The following is a 25833-nucleotide window of genomic DNA, read 5'->3' on the forward strand; positions in this document are numbered from 1 at the left end:
TAGAGAGCCTTTTTTCTTGATATTAAGCTGCCTTTTGCTAATTTTTGAAGCTCCTACGTTGACAATTGGATATTTTTCAGTCGATATGCGTGCATGAGTATTTTATGCAATTCGAGATAAAGGTGTAAGAATAATGGCAGAACGATCACAGCACCTGCAAGATGTATTTCTAAATACAGTGCGCAAGCAGAAAATTTCTCTTACAATTTTTCTTGTAAATGGCGTTAAATTAACGGGTATTGTAACCTCATTTGACAGTTTTTGTGTCCTTTTGCGTCGTGATGGACATGCGCAATTGGTTTATAAACATGCTATTTCTACAATTATGCCTGGGCAACCTGTGCAGATGTTTGAAGGTGAAAGTTCTGAATAAACAAGATATTACATTGTAGACCTCTTATCCCATTTTATAAAGTGCTTTAGATTGCTATGTTAAATGAAAATGAGAGATTTGGCGGATTTCCTTCACAAGTTGTAAGACAGGTGCCCACTGTTGTTTTGGTACCAATTTGTCAAGAAAACAAAAGTGAAAATGCCTCAGGTGGTTGTTCAGTATCTTCTCGAATTCAAGAGGCGTTAGGGTTAGCGCGTGCTATAAGGTTAGAGGTTGTTTATTATGAAGCAATTAATATAACCACTCTCCGTCCTGCAACTTTATTTGGGAAGGGGAAAGTGGATTCACTTGCTCATTATATAAGTGAATATTATGTTGAGCTTGTCGTTGTAGATTATTTTTTAACACCCGTGCAGCAGCGAAATTTGGAAAAATTATGGAAGTGTAAAGTTATCGACAGAACGGCTTTAATTCTTGAAATTTTTGGGGATCGTGCGCGTACAAAAGAAGGGGTTTTGCAAGTCGAGTTAGCGCATTTATCTTATCAAAAAAGCAGACTTGTACGTAGTTGGACACACTTGGAAAGGCAACGTGGTGGACATGGTTTTTTAGGAGGGCCTGGTGAAACTCAGGTTGAAGCGGACAGGCGTCTTTTGCAAGGAAAAATCACTCGTATCCGACGCGAATTGGAAACAGTTACAAAAACACGTGCTCTTCATAGAGCGAAAAGAAAAAAAACATCCCATCCTGTTGTTGCTTTAGTAGGATATACTAATACAGGAAAATCAACGCTTTTTAATCGTTTAAGTGGTGCGGATGTCCTTGCTAAAGATATGTTGTTTGCAACGCTTGATCCGGCTTTGCGCAAAGTTATTCTGCCCCATGGAAAAACGATTCTTTTATTTGATACTGTAGGTTTTATCTCTAACTTACCAACGCATTTGATTGCAGCTTTTAGAGCAACTCTTGAAGAAGTGGTTGAAGCTGATCTCATTCTCCATGTGAGAGATATGTCAGATTTTGATCATCGTGCCCATGCCAAAGATGTTTTAGAAGTTCTTTCAAGTCTTGGTATTGATATTGATGATACAGAACATATCATAGAAGTTTGGAATAAAATTGATATATTAGATGAGCATGCATTGAATGTTTTGCAAACAAGCACCAAAACACGTTTAAATCCTGCAGTTATGGTGTCAGCACTCATGAGTGATGGACTTGATCAATTATTAACAGCTATTGAAAAGCGAATTTTTGGAGAAATGCAAAACGTTGAATGTCTTTTAAAACCTCATGAAATGCCACTTATTGATTGGTTTTATAAAAATTCTGGTGAAATAATGCAGGAAGGGCATGAGGATGGTTCTGTTACCATTAAAGCTGTACTGACCTCTGAATCAAAAAAACAACTCGATCATATCAAGCAAAATATGAATTAAAGTTTTTTGAGATATTTCTGTACGTTAATTCTGCATTTTCATATTTTTCTTCTCTCAAAATAATATGACTTCAAGTTAAGAGGATAGTTACTACTTTCTCTTAATAAAAAAATATGAAGTATTTTACTGGTTGAAATAAAGATGAGTCTTAAATGTAACAAAAGGCTGTTTGTACGCACGGTCCCGCGAAATATTTTGGTTATTTTGCTGTTGGCAATTCTGTGTGCATTTTCGATTTGGTTGTTATATGACTTTAGTCGGCCGCGGATATATAGGGCAACTTTGACATTTTCCTTGTCTGATTCTGTAGGAAAGCCATTACCAATTCATAAACAAAATAGTATTCTTGCATCTTTATTTTCGCAGTCCGTACCTTTGAATGATTCAAACTTACATAGTTTTTCTTCGAATACTTTTCAGAAAAAAGATTTTCATGAAAATATTCGTTTGTCTCGTAATGGTGATTTCATTGATCTTACTTTTGAAGCGGGAAGCTTTGAAGCTGCTCGACGTGGATTAGAAACTTGGTTTTCCGCATTTTCACAAGCAATCATAAAACAGAAAAAAAAATTATTGTTAACAGAGCAGCATCTTGGTCAACAATATGATAAGACTGAGATACTCAATATCGTGCAAGGGTTTCGTTCATCTTTTGATTCTTTCATTTATCAAAATGTAAAACAATCAGAACTTAATGACTTTTCGGTGCAATTAACACAAGCAACTTTCAAGCGTATTCATTTAGCGAGTTTGAATTCAACGATTAACATGATACGTGAAAACGGACAGTCTTTATTGTCTCTGTCCTTTATTGCAAACAATCCAATGATTTCTGCACTAGAATCTAAGCGTGATCTTTTAGAGACACAAAGAGCACATATGGTTGTACAATTGGGTTGGACACATCCTCAAATTAAAGCAATGACTGCAGAATTAGAGGTAATTTCTCATCAATTAGAGAAGAAAATTTTGCAAATTATTGATCAAGTTCATTCAGATGAGGCTCTTGCAACGGAATTAGAACAACAACTCAAAAAAAGGATTAGCTTTTTTGTAAAAGAGCAGTCCCAGTCTTTGAAAAAAATGTTTAACGAACTTGAGAATAAAATAAGAGCAGTGGTGGATACACAGAATAAAGAGATGAGTAAGGATTCTCTTCTGTTGCAAAATACAAAAATTCATATGGTTGTGCCAACAACATTAGTGCCTCTTTCTTTTATAGCTCTTTACGGAAAAAATGTTATTATCAGTGTGTTTGCAGGCTTAGTTGCTCTTTTGGCAGGACTGTTCTTGTTTCACCAATGCTCTGGAATAAAAAAAGATCAACAGAAAGAAGATGACTTTAAAAATGATGAGAGCGCTTTAGACTCTAAGGGAATAAAAAGCTTTGAATCTTTTATTACGATAGGGGAATTATCCGATTTTTTGAAATATCGTGCTTCAACGGTTGTTTCAATAATTGGGACAGAGGCTGCAAGAACGGCAGCAAAACTCTCTTTGCTTCTCATCAAAGAGCGTAAAACAATTCTTTTGGTGGATATTTCTGGTCAACAGATAGAGAAAGTCATTGGTCCACATCGAGGGATGAGCGATATTTTGACAGGAAATGCCCAGTTTCAAGATGTTATTTATCGTGATTATGATACGGGAGTTGATATTCTTCCCCAAGGGTTAACGAGTGCTGTTTGTGCACAAGATTTTTCAAATGATATCCCGAATCTCTTACAAGAATTTAAAAAGGATTATGATTTTATCATTTTAGAAATGGCCAGCGAACCCAAATATGGGTTTGACCAATTTGCCGAGCTCACAGACTATTATATTTGTAGTATTTCTCTTAATGAACAAGATTGGATGACGAAAATGGTGAATAGGTTCCCGAAAACTATTTACCGTGTGGTTGCATCATAAATGTCGTAGAAAGCTGATCACATATGATAGTACTTTACTTATCTTGTATTCAAGTTGTAGACATATTAAAAATAACTTAAGATTAAATGTTTAGATCTTAAAATAAATTGTGGTTGGAGAATGACGTGGGGCAATTAGAAATGACAGTAAAGAGATTGAACGATACCGTTTTAACACCATTGCAAAAGAAAAATCGAAAACAAATTCAAATGTGGCTTTATTCTATTTTATTGCTTTGTTTGGCAATAGTTTTGGTAGGGGGTGCTACCCGCTTGACGGGATCAGGATTGTCGATAACAGAATGGAAACCAATTCATGGTGTTATTCCACCGATTGGAGTGGAGCAATGGCAGGAGGAATTTTTAAAATATCAGCAGATCACCCAATATAAGCTGCTTAATCGTGATATGACGTTAAGCGCGTTTAAGGTCATATTCTGGTGGGAATGGGCACACCGTATTCTTGGGCGTCTTGTCGGTCTTGTCGCCTTAATAGGTCTTATTTGGTTTTGGGCGACAAAACATATTGAAAAAAATATTTTGCTTCAGCTTACCGTTGTACCAATCCTTATTGCCTTTCAAGGGTTTATTGGTTGGTGGATGGTGGCTTCTGGTATTGGTCAAAGTGATTTGACAAGTGTAAGCCAATATCGTTTGGCTTTTCATCTTATCACAGCATGTTTTGTTATTGTTTTTGTTACGTATTTATCTCGAGGACTCACAGAATATTCAGAAAAACCAGCAAATCGAAAGATTCAGTATTTTGCAGGATGGTTTGTCGTTTTGATTTTGATTGAAATTTATTTGGGTGCTTTGGTTGCAGGCCTTCATGCTGGAAAAGTTTATAATACATGGCCGCTTATGGATGGTCAGATCATACCCGATGGGTTATTGCAGCATAATCCTGTTTGGCTTAATTTATTCGAAAATCCTTTAACTGTTCAATTTATCCATCGTTTTTTTGCTTATTTTTTGTTTATTGCAGCAGTTGTTCATGCCTTATATGTACGAAGCAATGTTCCACACTCAACGCATTCTCGTCGTGCATTTTTTATGTGTATTATGATTATTCTTCAAGCAATCTTAGGTATTCTGACATTATTACATGAAGTTCCTATCAGTTTGGGGCTTATTCATCAAACTGTTGCATTAGTCATATTGTGCTTTTCTGTTGCGCATTGGCGAGCAACAAAGGGAGCATATCATGTCATTAAATAACATTTATACAGAGAAGTTAATTTCCTGAAAGCATTAAGTCGAGATTTTGAATAACAGCTGCGGATGCACCTTTTCCTAAATTATCTAATAGAGCACAGAGATTGAAAATGCCTTCGCGCTCGTTGCCAAAGACGAATAGCTTCATTCCATCTTTGTGTGCGAAACATTCTGGATTGAGTTTAGTAAGAGCATCTGTTTCTTCTTGTGATGCAACTGATATGATATTCTGTCCTTTATAATGGTTTTCAAGAATTTCACGTAGATCAGAACAGTTCGCTGATTTTGTAAATAAGTGGCGATGGAGTGGAATATTTACAATCATTCCTTGAGGAAAACGACCAACACTTGGGACAAAAAGAGGTGTTTGGTTGATTTGCCCATAGATTTTAATTTCTGGCACATGTTTATGTTCAAGATGAAGACCATAGATAAAATAATTTTCCCGCGCGTCATTTTCTTGAGATTGGTTTTCCATTTGTGCAATCAATTGTTTCCCCCCTCCCGTATAGCCGGATATTGCATTAATGGATATTGGATAATGAGCGTCAAGCAAGCCTGCTTCACGGAGTGGACGAATCAAGCTAATTGCACCGGTAGGATAACATCCAGGATTGGATATGTAATGAGCTGCTTGGATACGTTCTTTTTGTCCTGCTGTCATTTCAGGAAAACCATAGACCCAGTTTGGTGCCACACGGTGGGCTGTTGAGCTATCAATAATTCTAATTTTTTTATTATTTTTAAGCCAGTTAACTGTTTTGCGTGCGGCATCATCTGGAAGACATAAAATAGCAATGTCAGCTTGGCTAAGACAGTCTCGTCGCACATCAATATTATGTCTCTCTGTATGAGCGAGAGAGAGTAATTGAAAATCCGAACGCTCGGCTAGTCGTTTTTGTATTTGTAATCCGGTTGTTCCGTGTTCACCATCAATAAAAACTTTCGTTGTCATTCTTTTGGCCTTGAATTAATTTTTTCTACCGTATTGAGCGTGTCGTGTTAAAATTATTTTAAATTATTAGCAATTGGAATGGTAGTCATTAAATGATTGAATTTCTTAAGATTATAGATTTTTTTATTTGTAGAAAGAGTGACAAATAAGAGTGCGGGAAGAGAAACTTCACACTTATTTTGCATTATTTTTATGAAGAAAGAATTTTCTATTTTATATGGCAAAGAAATAAGATAAATGTTTGTACCATTTTTGAGTGAAAGTGGTTTAAAATATTTGGTTTGCACAGTTTGCTGTGTTATCGTCCTATTACTTTATTTTTTATATGTTAGGAATGTGTTTTATGACTCAGCAAGAAAATGACACACAAAAGCGCTTTTTTAATGATAGTTTACAAACCGTTGATAGGGCAATTTTTGATGCAATGAGAGGGGAGTTTGAGCGTCAACAACAAGAAATTGAGCTGATTGCGTCAGAGAATATTGTTTCAAGAGCAGTTCTTGAAGCACAAGGGTCAGTCTTAACCAATAAATATGCAGAAGGTTATCCAAGAAAGCGCTATTATGGGGGATGTCAGTTTGTTGATATTATTGAGGATTTAGCAATTGAACGAGCAAAACAGCTTTTTGGTGCGGCTTTTGCAAATGTTCAGTCTCATTCTGGTAGCCAAATGAATCAAGCTATATTTTTAGCTTTACTTCAGCCTGATGATACATTTATGGGACTGGATTTAAATGCTGGTGGTCATCTTACGCACGGTTCATCCGTTAATATGTCAGGAAAATGGTTTGATGTTGTTAGCTATGGTGTGCGTCAAGAAGACCAGATTCTTGATATGGAGGAAGTTGAACGGCTCGCAAAAGAACGTAAACCAAAGCTTATAATAGCAGGTGGTTCGTCTTATCCCCGCCTATGGGATTGGAAACGGTTCCGTGAAATTGCAGATGAGATCGGTGCTTATTTTCTCGTTGATATGTCTCATATTGCTGGTTTAGTTGCTGGCGGTGTTCATCCTTCACCGGTTCCACATGCGCATATTGTGACAACGACAACGCATAAATCGTTGCGTGGTCCTCGTGGTGGATTGATATTGACAAATGATGAAGTTTTAGCAAAAAAAATAAACTCAGCAATTTTCCCTGGTCTTCAAGGTGGTCCTTTAATGCATGTGATTGCGGCTAAGGCTGTTGCATTCGAGGAAGCTCTGCAGCCTTCTTTCAAGAGTTACAGCGCTCATGTTGTTGCGAATGCAAAAATTTTGGCAAAAACATTACAGAGTAATGGTTTTGATATTGTTTCTGGCGGTACAGATAACCACTTATTGTTGGTTGATTTGCGTTCCAAAAATGTGACAGGAAAACGCGCTGAGTTGGCTTTGGGACGAGCAAATATTACCTGTAATAAAAATGGTATTCCTTTTGACCCTGAAACGCCCTCTATAACGTCGGGAATTCGTTTGGGATCACCTGCTGCAACAACGCGTGGTTTTGCAGAAAAAGAATTTATTCAAATTGGTGAGCTGATTTCAGAAGTTCTTGATGGTCTTAAAGCAGAAAAAAGCGATGAGGACAATAGTGCCGTTGAAATGGCTGTTAAGAAAAAGGTAAAAGATATAACGGATAAGTTTCCTCTTTACTCTTATCTAAGCACTTATTAAGGGTGTAAAGGAGATGCGTTGTCCTTACTGCCAATATGAGGATACACAGGTTAAAGATTCGCGTCCTGCAGAAGAGGGGGCGGTTATTCGCCGCCGCCGTGTTTGTGCTGTTTGTGGTGGTCGTTTTACAACTTTTGAACGTGTTCAGCTGCGTGAGCTTTTAGTCTCTAAAAAAAGTGGTCGAAGTGAGCTCTTTGATCGTGATAAATTAATGCGATCAGTTGATATAGCAGTGCGTAAGCGCAATATTGATCCAGACTATATTGAACGGGTAATTTCTGGTATTGTACGACAACTCGAAAGTTTAGGAGAACCAGAGATTTCTTCGGAAAAAATTGGTTGTCTTGTGATGGAAGCATTAAAAAGGATTGATGATATTGCCTATATCCGTTTTGCTTCTGTTTATCGAGATTTTCGTAATGCAAGCGATTTTCATGATGTTATCGACGAGTTGTCAAAGGGTATAGCAGCGGATACAGAATCTCATTTTGATGAATAAAAAAATACAAGATAAGCGGTTTATGGCTGCAGCTATCCGTTTAGCAGAGCGTCATGTTGGTCTTACTGGTGAAAATCCTTCAGTTGGTGCGTTAATTGTGCGAAACGATGAGGGCGCAGGGACATCTATTGTGGGGTATGGTGTAACAGCTATTCACGGCAGACCTCATGCTGAAGTGCAAGCGTTACAAATGGCTGGAACTTTAGCTCATGGTGCGACTGCTTATGTGACTTTAGAGCCTTGTTCGCATTATGGAAAAACTTCGCCATGTGTGAATGCTCTCATTGATTCAGGTGTTTCGCGGGTTGTTATTGCTCTTACTGATTTAGATAAGCGGGTTGATGGCCGAGGTATTTCTCTTTTACGGGCAGCTGGTATTGAAGTGGTTGAGGGCATTCTTGCTGAAGAAGCTTTTGAAGCATTGTGTACACATTGGTGCATAAGGAAATTGCAACGTTGTGCTGTTACTTTAAAAATGGCAATTTCTGCTGATAATGGTGTGGGAAAAAAGGGGCAGGGGGGAATAAAAATTAGTGGAATGACTTCTCATACCTATACCCATATTTTACGCGCTAAAAATAATGCTATTCTCGTTGGTATTGGCACTATATTAGCGGATGATCCACAATTGAATTGTCGTTTGCCAGGGATGGAAATGCGTTCGCCAATACGTGTCATTTTGGATGCAGATTTATGTATCCCACTTGATGCAAAAGTTGTTCAGACAGCAACAAAAATTCCTACATGGATTATTTGTAATGGGAATCCTTCGAAGAAAAGCAAAAAAAGCGCGTTGGAAAAATGTGGTGTGTCTGTGTATTCAACAAAAATAAAGAATGGTTGCATGCAACCCCTTGCTATTCTACAGCTGCTTTATCAACGTGGAATCAGTAGTGTTTTACTTGAGGGAGGAGTGAAGACAGGGGAAAAGTTTTTAAATTCTGGTTGTGTGGATCATTTGATATGCTTTTATGCTCCTATTATTTTAGGCAAAAACCGTATTGAAGCTCCTAATTTTGAAAATTATCTTTCGCAATTTCATAAAGTTGAAGCAAGAATGTTTGGAAATGACCGTTTTTATAAATGGAGGCGTAAGACGTTATGTTCACAGGGATTATAACGGATATCGGTTGTGTTGAAGATATTCAATCTTTAAAAAAAGGGGTTCGTTTTAATATTTCTACGCGTTATGCTGTTGAAAGCTTAGAGATTGGTTCGTCCATTGCGTGTTCAGGAATTTGTTTGACAATCGTTGAACGAGGATCAAAACAGTCCAATATGAGTTGGTTTGCTGTAGAAGCGTGGGAAGAGGCATTGCGTTTGACTAATCTTGCACAATGGACAAAAGGAACGTGTATTAACTTAGAGCGTTCTCTTCGATTGGGTGATGAAATGGGGGGGCATTTGGTTTCTGGTCATATTGATAGTTTGGCTGAGATCATTGATCAAAAAAATGAAGGTGATGCAGTTCGTTTTTTCCTACAGGTTCCAACACGATTTACGCCCTTTATTGTAAGCAAAGGTTCTATTGCACTTAATGGGACATCTTTGACTGTGAATTGTATTGAGGACTGTATTTTTGATATTCTTATTATTCGTCATACACTTGAAATGACAACTTGGGGACAAGCTAAAATTGGAGACCAAGTCAATTTAGAGATCGATCCGTTTGCTCGTTATGTTGCAAAGTTTTCTGGTTTTAAAATGATAGATGTGTGAGTTGAAAGTTATTGTAATTTTCAAAATTTTGTACTCTATAAGGCTAATTTTTGGGTTAATTTTTATAGAATCTTGTTATGATAAAAGAGAAGCATAAAAAGTTACATCTATTGATCGTTGAAGCACGTTTTTATGAGGGGATTTCTGATGCTCTTCTTGCAGGTGCAGTGGATGCTTTGCAGAAAGCAGAAGCAAGCTATGATATTGTGACAGTTCCAGGGGCATTAGAAATACCAGCTGCAATAGCTTTTGCTGAAAAAAATAGTAAGTATGATGGTTATGTCGCACTTGGCTGTGTTATTCGAGGTGAAACATATCATTTTGAAATTGTTGCGAATGATTCTTGTCGTGCATTGATGGATTTAACTGTTCATAATCATTTGGCTATCGGAAATGGTATTTTGACTATTGAAGATGAAAAACAAGCATGGGAACGTGCAAAACAGGATAAAAAAAATAAAGGTGGTTTTGCTGCTAAAGCTGCTTTATGTATGATCGCTCTAAAAAAGAAATTTGGAGATAATGATTAAATATGGCTGATATAAAAGGAAAACATTCTCCACGTTCAGCCAATAAACGTGGAGCAGCAAGACTCGCTGCAGTTCAAGCACTCTATCAAATGGATATAGTTGGTTCTGGTGTGATGGAAACGGCAGTTGAATATGAGGCTTATCGTTTAGGAAAAAATATTGATGGAGATCAGTATCTTGATGCTGATTTTCAATGGTTTTTAGCTATTATCACGGGTGTTGTAAAGAATCAAAAACAGCTCGATCCTATGCTTCATCAACAGCTTTCCACAGAGTGGTCACTCTCACGTCTTGATTCCATACTACGTGCAATTTTGCGTGCAGGTTTATGGGAGTTGATCAACCGTCAAGATGTGCCTGTTGCTGTTGTTATGAATGAATATGTGGATATAGCAAAAGCATTTTTTGATGGTGATGAGCCAAAACTCGTTAATGCCGTTCTTGACAGTATGGCAAAAAAAATCCGCCTCTAAGAATATTTCCTTAATCTCAACATTGCCGGGACTGATCGTTATCAGTCCCAAGATTAGCTTATACAGATTGTTATAATCTAGTTATGTGTTGGCAAATTTGCAGGACCTTTAATAATCTGGATTAAGAAAGGTTGTTCTTTTGTAGCTGTTGGAGTTGTTTGTGTGATGAAATCGAATACTTGTCCATTTTGTAGACCATAATGCGCTACTTTAGTAACTTGGTTATTTTTATTGAAATAAATAGCCAAAACTTTACGATCAATAATTTTTGTTTTCATAAATTGCATCGCACGATAACGCGTTTGTGAGATATAATAGAAGACCTCATTATCATATTTTGTTTTAAGTGATGGGGTTCCTAAACTTAAAATAACTTGTTCCTGACTTGATCCAACAGAAATAGAACTAAGAGCATTTTTATCAAGAACATAACCTTCCTGATATGTTTGGCTTGAACCTGAAGAATCAAGAATGCTACAACCGGAAACCGCTACCATGCTTGCTATTGACAGGCCAATCAATGACTTACGTTTGATTAAGGCCGCTATGTGAGGCATTTGAAACAATGATATCTCCCTTTTATACTTAAATATACGACAAGAAGGTAACCTCAAGTTTTTTCTCATTTTAGCTTAATCTGCCATAGCTTACATTGAGCTTCCCTGTTATAAAGTAGTTATGCCATATAGAATTTCTTTAGAAAAGGAAAAAATGAATGAAATGTACTTTGGTTAAACAAAAGTGCAATACATTACATCCTATATTCAGGAGTTGTTCATGAATCTTCAAAATGTTTCTCAAATGACATTTGCTTTGGCTTATCCCATATCAGTACGTTCTCTACCAGCTAAGGGTATAAAGGTTTCTGTTTGTGCAAACCAGAAAGAGTGTGCTCATTTAGCTGAGAACCATGATTTGGTTGAAGTAAAATCTTGTGAAGGAAAATTTCATATTTTCCCATGGAAAAAACGCGGAGTACGTGTAAAAGGTCTCTTGCGGGCACGTATAATACAGTTATGTGTTGTTACACTAGAACCAATAGAAAATATTCTCAGTGAAAATATTGAAGTTGTTTTGGTCCCTGAAGTCTCACATTTAATAAAGCCAAAAACAGCGGAATATACAGGAGAATTATTTTTAGATGTGGAGGGACTGGATACACCAGAAGTATTTTATGGCGATAAAATTGATATTGGTGCAATTATGGAAGAATTCTTTGAGTTGTCCATTAATTATTATCCGCGCAAAGAGGGGGTAAAGGTGCCTGTGATTAAAAATTTAGAAGAAATCGAACAAAAAACATCGCCATTTTCTGTTTTGGAAAGTTGGAAGCGACTGTAAAAACATAAAAAAATTATCTATTGTGCTGCATTATAAAAACAGTATTTTTTGCGGAGCTATTTTCGCAGAAGATGTTTGGTGGTTATTCAATAGCAAAAAATCGTGATATGCGTTTAAAAGAGTAAATGAAAAGATGTGGGATATGCAAGCGTGATTAGAATTTCTGTGGATGTCATGGGCGGTGATTATGGTCCAGAAGCAACTATTGCAGGAGCAGCAATTGTACAAAAATATTTATCAAATATTTATTTTCTGTTTTATGGAGTAGAGGAAGCTGTTACGCCGGTTTTAAAAAAATATCCTTGTTTGGCTTCTGTATCGCGCTTCTATCCTACAGAAAGCTACACGCGTATGGATGAAAAGCCAAGCCAAGCACTTCGCAATGGGCGTGGGAAATCATCCATGTGGTATGCGATTGAAGCAGTAAAAAATGAAAAAGCTGATGCTTGCATTTCTGCGGGCAATACGGGTGCACTCATGGCAATGTCTTATTTTTGTTTAAAAATGATGGCAGAGGCTGAACGCCCTGGAATTGCAGGTATTTGGCCAACGCTTCGCAGTGAAAGTATTGTTTTGGATATTGGAGCAACGATTGGTGCATCTGCGAACCAGTTGGTTGATTTGGCTGTTATGGGGGCCGGCATGTTTCGCGCTTTATATCACACTGAAAAACCAAGTGTTGGGCTTTTAAATGTGGGGGTTGAAGAGGTTAAAGGCCTTTATGAAATTAAAAAGGCAGGAATGATATTGCGTGAAGTGCAATTAGAAGGATTAGAATATAAGGGATTTGTTGAAGGCAATGACATTGGAAAGGGGACAGTAGATGTTGTTGTAACGGAGGGATTTTCTGGTAATATTGCTTTAAAAACCGCAGAGGGTACTGCGCGGCAGATGGCAGAGATTCTAAACTCCGCTATGCGCAGTTCTTTTTTAACATCTCTTGGTTATTTTTTATCACGGAGCGCTTTTCGTGCATTGAAACACAAAATGGATCCCGATAGGGTGAATGGTGGGGTGCTTTTAGGTTTGAACGGAGTTGTCATAAAAAGCCATGGAAGTGCTAATGCCAATGGCTTTGCTTCTGCTATCCGCGTTGGTTATGAGATGGTTAACAATGGACTTTTGAAAAAAATAACTGCTGATTTGCGGCGGTTTCATGAAAATAAAGAAACACTTTTTAATCAAGAAGATGAAGCGACAATAAATGAGAAGAACTTATGATAAGTTTTTGTAATATAATGAAAAAATATGAAGAAAAGGTTAGGGCTTAATGATTCGGTCCGTTATACGTGGTGTAGGAAGTGCCCTGCCTCAAAAAAGCTTATCGAATGATGAGATTGCAAAATTTGTTGAAACATCGGATTCATGGATTGTTCAACGTACAGGAATACGCCAGCGTTATATTGCTAATGAAAATGAAACAACGGTTTCTTTAGGCGTTGAAGCTGCACAAAAAGCACTTATAAATGCTGGTTTAACAATAAAAGATATTGATTGTCTTATTTTAGCAACTTCAACACCAAACCGTACTTTTCCTGCTTCTGCTGTTGAAATTCAATATGCTTTGGGAATGACTCATGGATTTGCTTTTGATATTCAAGCTGTTTGCTCTGGTTTTATTTTTGCTTTAGCAACAGGAGATGCCTATTTACGCTGTGGAACAGCTAAAAGAATTTTAGTTATTGGGTCTGACACATTTTCTCGAATTTTGGATTGGAAAGATCGCACGACATGTGTTTTATTTGGCGATGGAGCGGGGGCTGCTGTTTTAGAAGCACAGGAATGTGAAAGCAATCTTGCTTTCGATTGTGGCATATTGGCTACGAAATTACGCTCCAATGGCGCATATATAGATAAGCTGTATGTTGATGGCGGCCCTTCGACAACGCAAACAACGGGCTATTTACGCATGGAAGGACGAGAAGTTTTTAAATATGCAGTTGGTATGATAACGGATGTCGTTGATGATTGTTTTGCGTCTGCTGGTATGAATTCTTCTCAGTTAGATTGGTTTGTCCCTCATCAGGCCAATAAACGTATTATTGAAGCATCAGCTAAAAAATTGGGAATTGCCTTAGATAAGGTTGTGATTACTGTTGATCAGCATGGTAATACGTCTGCGGGATCAGTGCCATTGGCTTTAACAACAGCTGTTTGCCAAAGGAAAATTAAAAAAGGAGATCTTATTATGTTAGAAGCTATGGGCGGTGGATTTACGTGGGGAGCAATTCTTATTCGTTGGTAAATTATAGTCCCTTGACCATATTTGAATAAAACGTATAAGTCATTTTGTAATTTTTAATATTTTAAATAGGTGATTATAATGACAAGTAAAACAGTAACGCGTGCAGATTTAGCGAGCGTAGTTTGTAGAAGGGTAGGCTTGTCACACACTGAATCAGCAGCTTTAGTTGAATTAGTTTTGGATGAAATTTGCAATTCACTTGTGAGAGGTGAAGCAGTTAAGTTATCTTCTTTTGCAACTTTTCAAGTTCGTAGTAAAAATGAACGCGTTGGACGGAATCCAAAAACCGGCATTGAAGCGCCTATTCCACCGCGACGTGTCGTGACATTTAAGGCTGCAAATGTCCTTAAACAAAGAATCTTAGATTCGCATCGTGCAAGACAGAAAAATAATATCACATAAATAAATACTGTTACGGTGTTTGGTATTTGTTAAAAAATTATATTATAGATTGGGTTTTACATTTTGTTTCAAGAAAAAGGGTTTTTGGGTTTTAAAGTAGTCAAGTAGGGCCCTATTTTTAACCAATCTTATTGAGAAATTAGAACTTTATGAGTCGTTGTGTAACCAATAGTGTTTTAGATAAGGTGTTACAAAATGGATAAGAGCTCTGATGCTTTTCGCACAATTAGCGAAGTAGCCGAGTTATTGGAGCTTCCGCAGCATGTGTTAAGATTCTGGGAAACACGTTTTAGGCAAATTAAGCCAATGAAACGTGGGGGGGGAAGGCGCTATTATCGCCCAGCCGATATTGAGTTGCTCAATGGCATTAAGCAGTTGCTGTATGATCAGGGGTATACAATAAAGGGTGTGCAGCGCCTTTTGAAAGAGAATGGTATTGCTTTTGTTACTGCATTTGGCAATGGTGATCTTGAAGCTATGAATGTCGTAATAGAAAAGAAACACGCAGGACAAACTTTTGAAACTTCCAGCAGTAAGCCTAAAAAGTCTTCTTTTGGGCTTTTGAGTTTCATGAGGAGCGAAGGGGAAGCATCCATTGGTTCTGTTAATGTTCACAAAGATAAAACCGATAAAGCATTGTTACAAGAAACGCTGTTTGAACTTATTGAATGCAAACGTGTGCTTGATAGAGCACGATAATTTTATCGCTCCTTTTATCGTTTAGTGCGTTTTTAAGCATTTATTAAACGGCGTAAATCTGGTGGTGTTGCTTCATCGATAAGTTGTTTAATCGCTTCTTCTATAGACAAGAAGAGCTGATCTATGCTTCCTAAGCGGCGCATGCTCACGCTATTCGTTTCTGATTCACGTTTGCCGCATACCAAAATTACAGGAACTTTTTGTAAAGAGTGTTCACGTATTTTGTAATTAATTTTTTCATTACGAAGATCTGATGTTGCAGAAAGTCCAGCAGCTTTAAGTTTTGCCGTTATTTTTTTTGCATATTCATTTGCTTCAGATGTAATGGTTGCTACAACGATTTGCTCAGGTGCAAGCCAAAGGGGCATATGTCCAGTAAAATTTTCGATTAAAATGCCAAGAAAACGTTCCATTGATCCAAAAATGGCGCGATGTATCATGACTGGTTGACGTTTTTCTGAATCTTTATCAATATAAAACGCACCAAAACGTTCAGGGAGATTAAAGTCTATTTGTGTTGTACCACATTGCCATTCACGACCGATAGCATCTTTCAATGTATATTCAAATTTTGGACCATAAAATGCACCTTCACCTGGGAGGATACTTGTTTTGATTTGTCCTGCAAATTTTGTCTCAATAGTTTTAAGAACGGATTCCATGATATTTTCGGCATGATCCCATAATGCATCAGTTCCGACTCGCTTTTCTGGACGTTTTGAAAGCTTAAGGCTGATTTCTTTAAAACCAAAGTCAGCATAAGTTGATAAGATTAAATCATTAATCTTGAGGCATTCATCAGCTAACTGCTCATCTGTACAAAAAATATGGGCATCATCTTGTGTAAAGCTTCGCACACGCATAAGACCATGGAGAGAGCCTGAAGGTTCATAACGATGGACAAGACCAAATTCAGCAAGTCTTATAGGCAAATCGCGGTAAGATTTTAAACCATGTTTAAAAATTTGTACGTGACCAGGACAATTCATTGGTTTAAGAGCGTAAATATTTTCAAGATCCCAATCCTCTGCCGCTGGAATTGCTTTGAACATATTCTCTTTATACCATCCCCAATGGCCAGATATTTCCCAAAGTGATCTATCGAGCACTTGTGGTGCATTAACTTCCGCATATTGATGATCATCAAGACGTCTACGCATATAGTTGATCAAATTTTGGAACATTTTCCAGCCTTTTTTGTGCCAAAAAATCATTCCTGGTCCTTCTTCTTGAAAATGAAATAAATCCATTTCACGTCCCAAGCGGCGATGATCACGTTTTTCAGCTTCTTCTAGCATGTTTAGGTAAGTTTTTAAGTCATTTTCATTCGCAAATGCTGTGCCATAAATTCTCGTTAGCATTGGATTATTGGAGTCACCGCGCCAATAAGCTCCTGCGACTTTCATCAATTTAAAGGCACTTCCAATTTGTCCAGTAGATTGCATGTGTGGTCCACGACAAAGATCAAACCAATCACCTTGATAATAGATTTTTAAATCTTGATTTTCGGGAATGCTCTCAATAAGCTCAACCTTATAGAATTCACCTTTTTCAGAAAAAATCTCTTTCGCTTTTTCACGAGACCAAATCTCTTTTTTGAAAGGTTTATTGCGTTGAATAATTTCACGCATTTTTTTTTCAATAATGCTGAGATCATCCAATGTAAAAGGTTGCTGGCGCGCAAAATCATAATAGAAACCATTTTCGATCACAGGACCAATTGTTACTTGCGTTTCAGGAAAGAGCTCTTGTACTGCTTCAGCTAGGACATGTGCACAATCATGACGTATGAGATCAAGAGCGCGTGGATCTTCTCGTGTAATAATTTCTATTTGACCAGATTGTTCTAATGGATCTGATAGGTCTCGAATGCTTCCATTAAAGCTGTAGGCAACAGCTTTTTTTGCAAGTGATTTAGAAATGGATGCTGCCAATTCTAAACCAGTCATTTCAGTAGGATAATCACGTTTTGAACCATCAGGAAACGAAAGAGAAACAGAGCAAGACATAAAACACCCCTTTAGTCCAATTCCGCCAACGATTGCGGATGGGTTTCGTAAAAAACTGAATTATAATTAATTTAAAGCCTAAAAACTCATTTTTTTATCAATACGCATAAAAAAAGGAAAGAACTATTTATTGTGTTTCGTAGAAATTTTCCAGTAACGCCAAGGTTTATAAAAACAATAACTCTTTTCGAGAGAAGGAGGTACTGGATCAAATCCATATGTTCCAAATGGACCACAACGTATGATACGAAAAAGTCCCATCCATGCACCAGCCCATAGTCCATGGCGTGCGATTGCTTCATAAGTATATTCTGAACAGGTTGGTGCATGACGACACTGATTTCCTATCAAGTTAGAAAGCGTTATTTGATAAAAACGTATCAAGAAAATGCCAAGTAATCGTCCAGGTGTTTTTCGCCAAGGTCCCACATAATTTCGGGTTTGTCTGTTTTTTTGTTGGAGGTGTAATTTGAGCATTTATTTTTTTTCAATTTGTTTGATACATTCTATGGTCGCATCAAAGGAAAGCATTGTTGAAGCATGACGTATTTTATAGTCTTTAATGGACTGTAAACAAGAAAACGCTTCAAATGGAGCTTGGGGAGGTGGACCATCTTTTGTGAGCATATGATAGATAATTTCACGTAACATTTTAAGATTTTGTGTTGTTTGTCCTATAATATGAGATGCTAAAAGTGAAGCTGAAGCTTGTCCGAGCACACATGCTTGCACTTCATGAGCGAAATCTATAACAATGTTATTTTCTACTTTGAGATCTACAGTGATTGTTGAACCGCAAAGGCGTGCATGTTTTTTTGACGTTGCATCTGGATTATTAAGACGTCCGATTCTACTTATATGTGCAGCATATTCAAGTATTTTATCACTATAGATATTATCAACCATGAGCACTTGCCTGAAATTTCGAGAATCGAGATTGTTTAAGCTTTTAATTCGCTTATATAGAGATTATACAAAACGAAATATGTATCTAGCAAATGCTTTATAGAGGATGAAATTGGAGTTTTTTAATGCGTGATGTTATTAAAGGAAGTTCAAGAGATCCATTTTTATCTGAGAAACGTCCTAGTGTTGAAGAAGTAGAGGCAGCGATTCGTACATTGCTCTTATGGATGGGAGAAAATCCGAATCGGGAGGGGCTTATAGATACTCCTAAACGTGTATCGAAAGCATATCGCGATCTTTTTACTGGTTATAGCAAATCGGTTGAAGAGATTTTAGATACGGTTTTTGAAGAAGTTTCAGGGTATCGTGAAGCGATAATAGTAAAAAATATTCCTTTTTATTCACATTGTGAACATCATATGATCCCGATTGTTGGGAAAGCGCATATCGGCTATTTTCCTGATATAAAGATTGTTGGGCTTTCAAAAATTGCGCGTGTTGTGGATGTTTTTGCTCGTCGTTTACAAACACAAGAGGCTATGACAGCTCAAATAGCTCATGCTTTGGGAGTGCATCTGAAACCTCGTGGTGTCGCGGTGTTGATTGAGGCTGAGCATATGTGCATGGCTATGAGAGGAATTCAAAAGCAGGGAGCTACAACGATTACAACAAGTTTTCTTGGTTGTTATAAAGAAGATCAAGATGCACAGGCTAACTTTATGATGATGCTTCAAAGATCATAGTGGCACTTATATTCTGGTGACTTCGTAGTGGACATAAGTCCTTTAGGCAAAATAAATCGTAGGAAAGCGAAAATAAGCTTGTACCTTGCTTTATGATTTGTTAAAGCCAGAAATCAATGTATTTCACTTCATCACGTGCGGTCGTGGCGGAATTGGTAGACGCGCAGCGTTGAGGTCGCTGTGGGGCAACCCGTGGAAGTTCGAGTCTTCTCGACCGCACCATTTAATTTCTCTTGAGAGTTGTGTTATATTCCAAGAATGCTGTTTTATGCATTGTCGCGGGGTTTTTCTTTGTGTATTATTTGATTTAGTGTATTCCTAGTAATGCTTGTGCATTTTAGGTCGGTAGAATTTTTGTTCTTTTACCTGTAAATCTGAGATTTAAATCTTTTTAGAGGATTGGGTGGTGTTGTCGTGAGAAGTACAATATTTCTAAAGTATTTAACATTCTTGATTTGCATTTCTTTATTGACGGCATGTAGCAAATCGCGTGCCGTACTTTGGCACGGGGTTCATGCAACACCGTCTATGATTGCAGTGCAAAGGGAAGTTGAAGGTAGACCAATTCTTCCAAAAACTGTTGTTCCAGTATATGTTGCAACAAGCCGCATGATGCAAAACAACTATTCTCAGCCTTATGGAGCAGAGCGGTCAAACAAAGTACATTATAACCGTGTTGATGTGGGAATTCCTCAACAACATGTGAAGGGTGTTGTTGAAATAAACGCTTATAAACCTACCCATGATAAATATTTTGCAGCAGTGGCTTTGCAAAAATATGATAATAAAGAACAATTTAAACAGCAACTAAATGCCGCTTTAGCAAAAAAGCCAAAAGGGAAGAGAGAAATTTTTCTTTTTATTCATGGCTATAACAATAATTTTGCAGATGGCACATTTCGTACAGCTCAGTTTACACATGATTATTCTTTAGATGTAGTTGCTGTGCACTATTCATGGCCCTCTGCTGGATCAGTCCCTCTTTATATTTATGACCGTGATAGCGCAAATTTTGCGCGTGACGGACTGATAGAGCTTTTGACACTCATCAGTGAAACCAATGCTGATGAAATTTCCGTTATTGCACATTCGATGGGTAATTTCGTTATAATGGAGGCATTTAGAACTTTGGCATTACAGGGGAACTATAAACCTATTCGTCGTATTACAAGTTTCTTAATGGCGGCACCGGACATTGATGTTGATGTTTTTGAACGTCAACTTAATGATATTAAAAAGTTGCCTCAACCAACAGCTATTTTAGTATCTCGTGCGGATAAAGCACTTGCTGTTTCGGGACGCCTTACGGGTGGACATCATCGTGTAGGAGATGGTTCAGATATTGAAATGTTGCGTAAAAATGGAATAACTGTCCTTGATTTTTCTACTGTTGATGGTGGAGCACATAATGTCTTTGCATCTTCACCAACATTGATGGCTCTTTCTCGAGAAGGTTCTTTGGCTTCTACAATTATGCAGGGTACAGAATTATCACCCAGCCAGGCGCTTCTTGCTGATAGTAGTACTGTATTGGAAAAAACAACGCACCTTATCCTTTATACACCTGTGCGTTTTTTAACCCCATTGGCTTCACATTAATGTGAAAAAAGCCAAAATTTTTCATCAAATATAAATGTATTAGTAGGTTTTTTAGCACTTTCTTTAGAATAGCTTTGTAAAATGAAAAAATAGTGGAATGAATGTAAACAATTATGAGGTGTGTTCATAATGGTTGCACGAAAGCGCTCTGTCGATACACCTGCATTAGTTGATTATTTATCTCATTCTGCAGTTAAATTATTCGATATTCATACTATGCTTTTGAGGGCGAGAGAAGTTAATATGGGGGAAAAAGCAAATTTATTGCGTCAAATTGATTCTACAAAAAAACAGCTGGATGAAATAAGCCATGCTCTTGTTTTAGAATACCGTAAACGCCAAGAAAATGAGCAATTCTTAAAACAAATTCTGCTATCAATTTCCGAACAACTGTTATCGCTTAATAATGGTTTTAAAGAAACGGGACGCCTTTTTTTCCAAGAGATGAGAATACTTCAGTCTCAGATGCAATGTTTTTATGAGGGAATGGAAAGGCAACGTTTATTAGATAGCCAAGAATCTTGTTATTCTCCGTCAAAAATTGATGAAGTGATTAAACAATTACAAAAAGCACGAGAAAAGCTTATTGTTGAAAGCCCACATCTCTTTGAAAAAGAATATTAAAATGAAAAATAAAATATTTTTTCAATAAAGCACATTTGTACAAATATTTTCAACTTTATAGAAAACAGAGTGTTTCAAAGGCTATAGTCATTTTAAGAAAAGAAGCTGATGCTTGTCGCGATAGTTTTATGATCATGCCTTCTGATCAGTTGAGTCGCGAAGTCGCCGACATGTTTGTAAGAACGTTAAATAGTTTTTCATAACAGGATAAAGGCATGGTTTAAAAATCTTATTCCCTCACTTTATATCCACGCGCCCCTCACTTAAAAAACACATTTAGAATCAATAAGTTATGTGAAGTTTAAAAGTGTATGGTGGGCGATGAGAGACTCGAACTCCCGACATCCTCGGTGTAAACGAGGCGCTCTACCAGCTGAGCTAATCGCCCAATGCAATGATCAGCAATTGGATAGACATTCTTTACGGAAAAAAAAATCTAAACGCAAGAATAAAGATAGTGTTTTACAATTTTTTAAAAAAATGCATAAGCCCGCTTGACATAAACGCATGAACCCCTTACACGACCGCTTATACCAATATGAATTGGTTTGAAAAAAGTGCGCGGGTGTAGCTCAGTTGGTTAGAGTGCTGGCCTGTCACGCCGGAGGTCGCGGGTTCGAGCCCCGTCACTCGCGCCATTTTCGTCATTTTTTTATGAATTTTTATTTTTGAGTATAAACATCCTTGTGTGCAAAGCATGTGGCCGTTAAGGCGTTGTTTTGCGATGTTTCTTAAAGTTTAGATTTTCTTTCTTTTTACGTGGTTTATGAGAATAGGGCTTGCGTCTTGCTTTTCTCTGCGTTACCTATGCCGATAAGAAAAGCACGCTCAATATGTCCTTGAAGCAGTACGAGCGGCAATGAACAGAGATAATTTACCTGTTTGATTTAATAATATGGAATGATTGCTTTAATCCGGTCATTTCATTAAGATGGAAGAGGATTATGACTCATTTATTGGGCTCTTATTTGCCGGTGTTAATCTTTATCACTGTTTCGGCAGTTATTGCTGGGGTTCTTTTGATTATGCCTTATATCGTGGCTTATCGTTCTCCCGATCCTGAAAAATTATCGGCTTATGAATGTGGGTTTAATTCATTTGATGATGCACGTATGAAATTCGATATTCGTTTTTATTTAGTGTCGATTTTGTTTATTATTTTTGATCTTGAAGTTGCTTTCCTGTTTCCTTGGGCAGTTTCATTTAACTCGATCGGTATGTTTGGTTTTTGGTCGATGATTGTGTTTTTAACACTTTTGACCATCGGGTTTATATATGAATGGAAAAAAGGAGCTCTTGAATGGGATTAATGTCTAACAATTCAACAATGATTGCTCCAAAACCAAAAGGAATTATTGATCCGAATACAGGCGAATTGATAGGTTCTGACGATAGTTTCTTTCGTGATATACATGCTGAATTATCGGATAAAGGTTTTTTAGTTACTTCGACGGATGCTTTGATTACTTGGGCGCGTACCGGCTCTTTAATGTGGATGAGTTTTGGTTTGGCTTGTTGTGCTATTGAAATGATGCAATGTTCAATGCCTCACTATGACAACGAGCGTTTTGGATATGCACCACGCGCTTCACCTCGTCAGTCAGATGTGATGGTGGTAGCAGGTACTCTCACAAATAAGATGGCACCTGCTTTAAGAAAAGTGTACGATCAAATGCCGGAACCACGTTATGTGATTTCTATGGGATCGTGTGCTAATGGTGGTGGATATTATCATTATTCTTATTCAGTTGTTCGTGGCTGCGATCGTATTGTGCCTGTGGATATTTATGTTCCAGGATGTCCTCCTACGGCAGAGGCATTGCTGTACGGTATATTATTGTTACAGAAAAAAATTCGTCGTTCTGGATCTATAGAACGATAGGGGCTTTATTGTCATGGTGAATGAATCATTGGTTGAACTTGCTGCCTATTTGAAAAACAAATTAGGAGATAAACTTGAAGAAACCATTCTTGCATTTGGTGAACTGACTATAATATCACGGCTCTCTGCAATTACGGACGTATTAATGTTTGTTCGTGATGATTCTCGTTGTCAATTTATTAATCTTACAGACATTAGTGGTGTTGATTATCCATCTCGCGATAAACGTTTTGATGTTTCTTACCAACTCTTATCCCCTCGTGAGAATTTACGCTTACGTGTTAAGGTGCATACCGATGAAAACACGCCTGTTGCTTCTGCTTGCGCGGTTTATCCTGGAGCAGAGTGGTATGAGCGGGAGGCATACGATATGTATGGAATTTTATTTTCAGGGCATCCAGATTTAAGGCGGATTTTAACCGATTATGGATTTGAAGGACACCCTTTACGTAAAGATTTTCCTGTGACAGGATTTGTTGAATGTCGTTATGATAATGAAGTAAAAAGGGTGGTTTATGAGCCTGTTGTTTTGCGGCAAGAAATGCGCAATTTTGATTTCCTTTCTCCTTGGGAGGGAGGACAATATGTTTTGCCATGTGATGAAAAAATAGATGTCCCAAAATAATATTCGAGCGAATAAAACTAGAACTTAGAGTTTAAAATAATTAAATATTTTGCCTGTTATAAAAGGTTTTATTGATATTTAATATGAAGTTTTTTAGATAAAGCAAGGGGTTGAATGTGGCTGAAGTTAATGTTCGGAACTTTAATATCAATTTTGGACCGCAGCATCCTGCAGCGCATGGGGTTTTGCGCATGGTTCTCGAATTGGACGGTGAAGTTGTTGAGCGTGTGGATCCACATATTGGATTATTACATCGCGGTACCGAAAAATTAATGGAAACAAAAACGTATCTTCAAGCTGGCCCTTACTTAGACCGTCTGGATTATGTTGCTCCTATGAATCAGGAGCATGCTTTTGTGCTTGCTGTTGAAAAATTATTGGGTGTTGAGGTTCCCAAACGAGGTCAGTTAATACGTGTTTTGTTCTCTGAAATTGGACGTATTCTTAATCATTTGCTTAATGTAACAACACAAGCAATGGATGTTGGTGCTTTGACACCACCGCTTTGGGGATTTGAACAACGTGAAAGATTGATGATTTTTTATGAGCGTGCGTGTGGAGCACGTCTTCACGCAAATTACTTTCGTCCTGGTGGTGTGCATCAGGATTTACCGGAATCTTTAATTGAGGATATTGGTAATTTTATTGATCCCTTTCTTATTGCTCTTGGTAAACTTGATGCGCTTGTAACACCAAATCGGATTTTTAAGCAGCGTAATGTGGATATTGGCGTAGTAAATATTGATGAAGCTTGGGCTCGTGGTTTTTCTGGTGTCATGATTCGTGGAGCTGGTGTGCCGTGGGATTTGCGTAAAAGCCAACCTTATGAATGTTATGATGAAATGGAATTTGATATTCCTGTAGGTAAGAATAGCGATTGTTACGACCGTTACCTGATTCGTATGGAAGAGATGCGTCAATCAGCGAAAATTATGCGCCAATGTGTGGATCGTTTGCTAAGTACTGAAAAAAGCGGTCCAGTTTCGAGTTTAGATTGCAAAATCGTTCCTCCAAAGCGGAGTGAAATGAAAAGTTCAATGGAAGCACTTATTCACCATTTTAAGCTTTATACGGAGGGTTTTCATACGCCTCCTGGGGAAGTATATGTTGCTGTGGAAGCTCCGAAAGGTGAGTTTGGGGTTTATCTTGTTTCCGATGGTACCAATAAGCCTTATCGTGTTAAGTTGCGTGCTCCTGGTTTTGCGCATCTTCAAGCTATGGATTTTTTAACTCGAGGTCATATGTTGGCGGATGCTACAGCTATTTTGGGTTCGATTGATATTGTTTTTGGGGAGGTTGATCGCTAATGTCTGTGCGCCGTCTTGCAGATAATATTTACCAACCCGCAGAGTTTTCTTTTACAAAGGAAAATCAGATATGGGTAAAAAATACTATAGAAAAATATCCTGTAGGGCGTGAGCAGTCTGCTGTAATTCCATTATTAATGCGTGCTCAAGAGCAAGATGGTTGGGTAACACGCGCTGCGATTGAGCATATCGCACAGCTTCTTTCCATGGCTTATATTCGTGTTCTAGAGGTTGCAACCTTTTATACTCAGTTTCAGCTTCGTCCAGTTGGAACGAAGGCACATATTCAGGTTTGTGGTACGACTCCTTGTATGTTACGTGGATCTGGTGAATTAATCAAAGTTTGTCAGAAAAAAATTCATCACGAACCTTTTGTGACTAATAAGGATGGAACCTTATCATGGGAAGAGGTGGAATGTCTTGGAGCCTGTGTGAATGCTCCCATGATTATGATTTTTAAAGATACTTATGAAGATCTTACAGCTGAACGTCTTGAAGAAATTATTGATGCATTTGAAGCAGGTAAAGGTTCTGAGATAGCAGTTGGTCCGCAAAATAGTCGCAAATCATCGGAGCCGGTTAGTGGTTTAACTTCTCTCATTGAACAAGAAGAAAAGAAGTCACTTAAATCGTTAAAGAAAAAGGGTAAAGGGGAATGAGGGGCATAGTGTTTTTCTGGAAAAGGTATTTTATTATTCCATCCATTGTGGCAGTATTTGA

Annotated in this window: 28 protein-coding genes and 3 tRNA genes; 25 read left to right on the forward strand and 6 right to left on the reverse strand. The window is 37.7% G+C overall.

The features are described from left to right. The first annotated feature begins 133 nt into the window (after positions 1-133). From hfq to J7R10_RS05225, 4 genes are all read left to right on the forward strand, one after another. Positions 134-373, forward strand: a complete 240-nt coding sequence (gene hfq / locus J7R10_RS05210; RefSeq protein ID WP_010705211.1) for an RNA chaperone Hfq — start codon at positions 134-136, stop codon at positions 371-373. 56 nt (positions 374-429) lie between these two features. Next, a complete protein-coding gene (hflX, locus tag J7R10_RS05215) occupies positions 430-1773 on the forward strand; it encodes a GTPase HflX (RefSeq protein WP_010705212.1) in 1344 nt (447 codons plus the stop codon). Between the two features lie 141 nt (positions 1774-1914). Further along, positions 1915-3684 carry a membrane protein gene (locus J7R10_RS05220; protein ID WP_010705213.1) on the forward strand — a complete coding sequence of 590 codons (1770 nt, stop codon included), beginning with the start codon at positions 1915-1917 and terminating at the stop codon, positions 3682-3684. A gap of 125 nt (positions 3685-3809) precedes the next feature. After that, positions 3810-4901 (forward strand): COX15/CtaA family protein, encoded by a 1092-nt coding sequence (locus tag J7R10_RS05225; RefSeq protein WP_010705214.1) that lies wholly within the window; start codon positions 3810-3812, stop codon positions 4899-4901. Positions 4902-4917: 16 nt separating this feature from the next. Here the strand turns inward: J7R10_RS05225 and argC are convergent, their stop codons facing one another. Then, on the reverse strand, positions 4918-5853 hold the full coding sequence (argC, locus tag J7R10_RS05230) for an N-acetyl-gamma-glutamyl-phosphate reductase (RefSeq protein ID WP_010705215.1): 936 nt from the start codon (positions 5851-5853) through the stop codon (positions 4918-4920). Between the two features lie 343 nt (positions 5854-6196). Here argC and glyA point away from each other — a divergent pair, with 343 nt between their 5' ends. The 6 genes from glyA (at position 6197) to nusB (ending at position 10731) form a co-directional block, all read left to right on the forward strand. Then, positions 6197-7510, forward strand: coding sequence for a serine hydroxymethyltransferase (glyA, locus tag J7R10_RS05235; protein ID WP_010705216.1), 1314 nt, complete (start codon positions 6197-6199; stop codon positions 7508-7510). Between the two features lie 13 nt (positions 7511-7523). Next, positions 7524-8009 carry a transcriptional regulator NrdR gene (gene nrdR, locus J7R10_RS05240; RefSeq protein ID WP_010705217.1) on the forward strand — a complete coding sequence of 162 codons (486 nt, stop codon included), beginning with the start codon at positions 7524-7526 and terminating at the stop codon, positions 8007-8009. Continuing rightward, positions 8002-9129: a bifunctional diaminohydroxyphosphoribosylaminopyrimidine deaminase/5-amino-6-(5-phosphoribosylamino)uracil reductase RibD gene (ribD, locus tag J7R10_RS05245; protein ID WP_010705218.1), complete on the forward strand. Its 1128-nt coding sequence runs from the start codon at positions 8002-8004 to the stop codon at positions 9127-9129. Before nrdR ends, ribD begins: the two co-directional genes overlap by 8 nt. Continuing rightward, on the forward strand, positions 9111-9728 hold the full coding sequence (locus J7R10_RS05250) for a riboflavin synthase (RefSeq protein WP_010705219.1): 618 nt from the start codon (positions 9111-9113) through the stop codon (positions 9726-9728). Before ribD ends, J7R10_RS05250 begins: the two co-directional genes overlap by 19 nt. Before the next feature lie 77 nt (positions 9729-9805). Beyond that, on the forward strand, positions 9806-10258 hold the full coding sequence (locus tag J7R10_RS05255) for a 6,7-dimethyl-8-ribityllumazine synthase (RefSeq protein WP_010705220.1): 453 nt from the start codon (positions 9806-9808) through the stop codon (positions 10256-10258). 2 nt (positions 10259-10260) lie between these two features. After that, on the forward strand, positions 10261-10731 hold the full coding sequence (nusB, locus tag J7R10_RS05260; protein ID WP_010705221.1) for a transcription antitermination factor NusB: 471 nt from the start codon (positions 10261-10263) through the stop codon (positions 10729-10731). A 77-nt stretch (positions 10732-10808) separates the two neighbouring features. Here nusB and J7R10_RS05265 read toward each other — a convergent pair whose 3' ends face one another. Beyond that, positions 10809-11288 carry an outer membrane protein assembly factor BamE gene (locus tag J7R10_RS05265; RefSeq protein ID WP_010705222.1) on the reverse strand — a complete coding sequence of 160 codons (480 nt, stop codon included), beginning with the start codon at positions 11286-11288 and terminating at the stop codon, positions 10809-10811. Between the two features lie 220 nt (positions 11289-11508). On the opposite strand from J7R10_RS05265, the gene J7R10_RS05270 reads away from it, so the two are divergent. The 5 genes from J7R10_RS05270 (at position 11509) to J7R10_RS05290 (ending at position 15418) form a co-directional block, all read left to right on the forward strand. Continuing rightward, the gene (locus J7R10_RS05270; protein ID WP_010705223.1) at positions 11509-12072 is read left to right on the forward strand and encodes a YceD family protein; all 564 of its coding nucleotides are present in this window, start codon (positions 11509-11511) and stop codon (positions 12070-12072) included. Between the two features lie 150 nt (positions 12073-12222). Continuing rightward, entirely contained in the window at positions 12223-13293 is a 1071-nt protein-coding gene (plsX, locus tag J7R10_RS05275) for a phosphate acyltransferase PlsX (RefSeq protein ID WP_010705224.1), read from the forward strand. Positions 13294-13342: 49 nt separating this feature from the next. Then, positions 13343-14317: a beta-ketoacyl-ACP synthase III gene (locus J7R10_RS05280; RefSeq protein ID WP_010705225.1), complete on the forward strand. Its 975-nt coding sequence runs from the start codon at positions 13343-13345 to the stop codon at positions 14315-14317. Between the two features lie 78 nt (positions 14318-14395). Continuing rightward, positions 14396-14719: an integration host factor subunit alpha gene (locus J7R10_RS05285; protein WP_010705226.1), complete on the forward strand. Its 324-nt coding sequence runs from the start codon at positions 14396-14398 to the stop codon at positions 14717-14719. Positions 14720-14914: 195 nt separating this feature from the next. After that, positions 14915-15418, forward strand: coding sequence for a MerR family transcriptional regulator (locus J7R10_RS05290; RefSeq protein ID WP_010705227.1), 504 nt, complete (start codon positions 14915-14917; stop codon positions 15416-15418). 32 nt (positions 15419-15450) lie between these two features. Here J7R10_RS05290 and thrS read toward each other — a convergent pair whose 3' ends face one another. The 3 genes from thrS to J7R10_RS05305 all read right to left on the reverse strand — a co-directional run bounded on the left by thrS (position 15451) and on the right by J7R10_RS05305 (position 18333). Continuing rightward, positions 15451-17427, reverse strand: coding sequence for a threonine--tRNA ligase (gene thrS, locus J7R10_RS05295; RefSeq protein ID WP_010705228.1), 1977 nt, complete (start codon positions 17425-17427; stop codon positions 15451-15453). A 123-nt stretch (positions 17428-17550) separates the two neighbouring features. After that, on the reverse strand, positions 17551-17904 hold the full coding sequence (gene yidD / locus J7R10_RS05300; protein WP_010705229.1) for a membrane protein insertion efficiency factor YidD: 354 nt from the start codon (positions 17902-17904) through the stop codon (positions 17551-17553). Then, the gene (locus J7R10_RS05305) at positions 17905-18333 is read right to left on the reverse strand and encodes an iron-sulfur cluster assembly scaffold protein (protein WP_010705230.1); all 429 of its coding nucleotides are present in this window, start codon (positions 18331-18333) and stop codon (positions 17905-17907) included. Positions 18334-18458: 125 nt separating this feature from the next. Here J7R10_RS05305 and folE point away from each other — a divergent pair, with 125 nt between their 5' ends. The 4 genes from folE (at position 18459) to J7R10_RS05325 (ending at position 21299) form a co-directional block, all read left to right on the forward strand. Further along, positions 18459-19076, forward strand: a complete 618-nt coding sequence (folE, locus tag J7R10_RS05310) for a GTP cyclohydrolase I FolE (protein ID WP_010705231.1) — start codon at positions 18459-18461, stop codon at positions 19074-19076. A gap of 137 nt (positions 19077-19213) precedes the next feature. Further along, a tRNA-Leu gene (locus J7R10_RS05315) sits at positions 19214-19298 on the forward strand. A 192-nt stretch (positions 19299-19490) separates the two neighbouring features. Beyond that, the gene (locus J7R10_RS05320) at positions 19491-20675 is read left to right on the forward strand and encodes an alpha/beta hydrolase (RefSeq protein WP_010705232.1); all 1185 of its coding nucleotides are present in this window, start codon (positions 19491-19493) and stop codon (positions 20673-20675) included. A gap of 129 nt (positions 20676-20804) precedes the next feature. Next, positions 20805-21299, forward strand: coding sequence for a hypothetical protein (locus J7R10_RS05325; RefSeq protein ID WP_010705233.1), 495 nt, complete (start codon positions 20805-20807; stop codon positions 21297-21299). Positions 21300-21611: 312 nt separating this feature from the next. Here J7R10_RS05325 and J7R10_RS05330 read toward each other — a convergent pair. Then, positions 21612-21687 (reverse strand) — tRNA-Val (locus J7R10_RS05330). Positions 21688-21860: 173 nt separating this feature from the next. On the opposite strand from J7R10_RS05330, the gene J7R10_RS05335 reads away from it, so the two are divergent. The 6 genes from J7R10_RS05335 to nuoE all read left to right on the forward strand — a co-directional run bounded on the left by J7R10_RS05335 (position 21861) and on the right by nuoE (position 25772). After that, positions 21861-21937, forward strand: a tRNA-Asp gene (locus J7R10_RS05335). A gap of 306 nt (positions 21938-22243) precedes the next feature. Continuing rightward, positions 22244-22609, forward strand: a complete 366-nt coding sequence (locus J7R10_RS05340; protein ID WP_004863741.1) for an NADH-quinone oxidoreductase subunit A — start codon at positions 22244-22246, stop codon at positions 22607-22609. Further along, complete coding sequence (locus tag J7R10_RS05345) at positions 22600-23181, forward strand: NuoB/complex I 20 kDa subunit family protein (RefSeq protein WP_010705234.1); 582 nt, start codon at positions 22600-22602, stop codon at positions 23179-23181. Before J7R10_RS05340 ends, J7R10_RS05345 begins: the two co-directional genes overlap by 10 nt. A 16-nt stretch (positions 23182-23197) precedes the next feature. Further along, positions 23198-23806, forward strand: coding sequence for an NADH-quinone oxidoreductase subunit C (locus J7R10_RS05350; RefSeq protein WP_192813167.1), 609 nt, complete (start codon positions 23198-23200; stop codon positions 23804-23806). Between the two features lie 116 nt (positions 23807-23922). After that, entirely contained in the window at positions 23923-25113 is a 1191-nt protein-coding gene (locus tag J7R10_RS05355) for an NADH-quinone oxidoreductase subunit D (RefSeq protein ID WP_010705236.1), read from the forward strand. Continuing rightward, on the forward strand, positions 25113-25772 hold the full coding sequence (gene nuoE / locus J7R10_RS05360; RefSeq protein ID WP_010705237.1) for an NADH-quinone oxidoreductase subunit NuoE: 660 nt from the start codon (positions 25113-25115) through the stop codon (positions 25770-25772). The genes J7R10_RS05355 and nuoE overlap by 1 nt, the downstream gene beginning before the upstream one ends. The last annotated feature ends 61 nt before the right edge of the window (positions 25773-25833 follow it).

Source organism: Bartonella vinsonii subsp. berkhoffii ATCC 51672, assembly GCF_902825225.1.
Classification (GTDB): Bacteria; Pseudomonadota; Alphaproteobacteria; order Rhizobiales; family Rhizobiaceae; genus Bartonella; species Bartonella berkhoffii.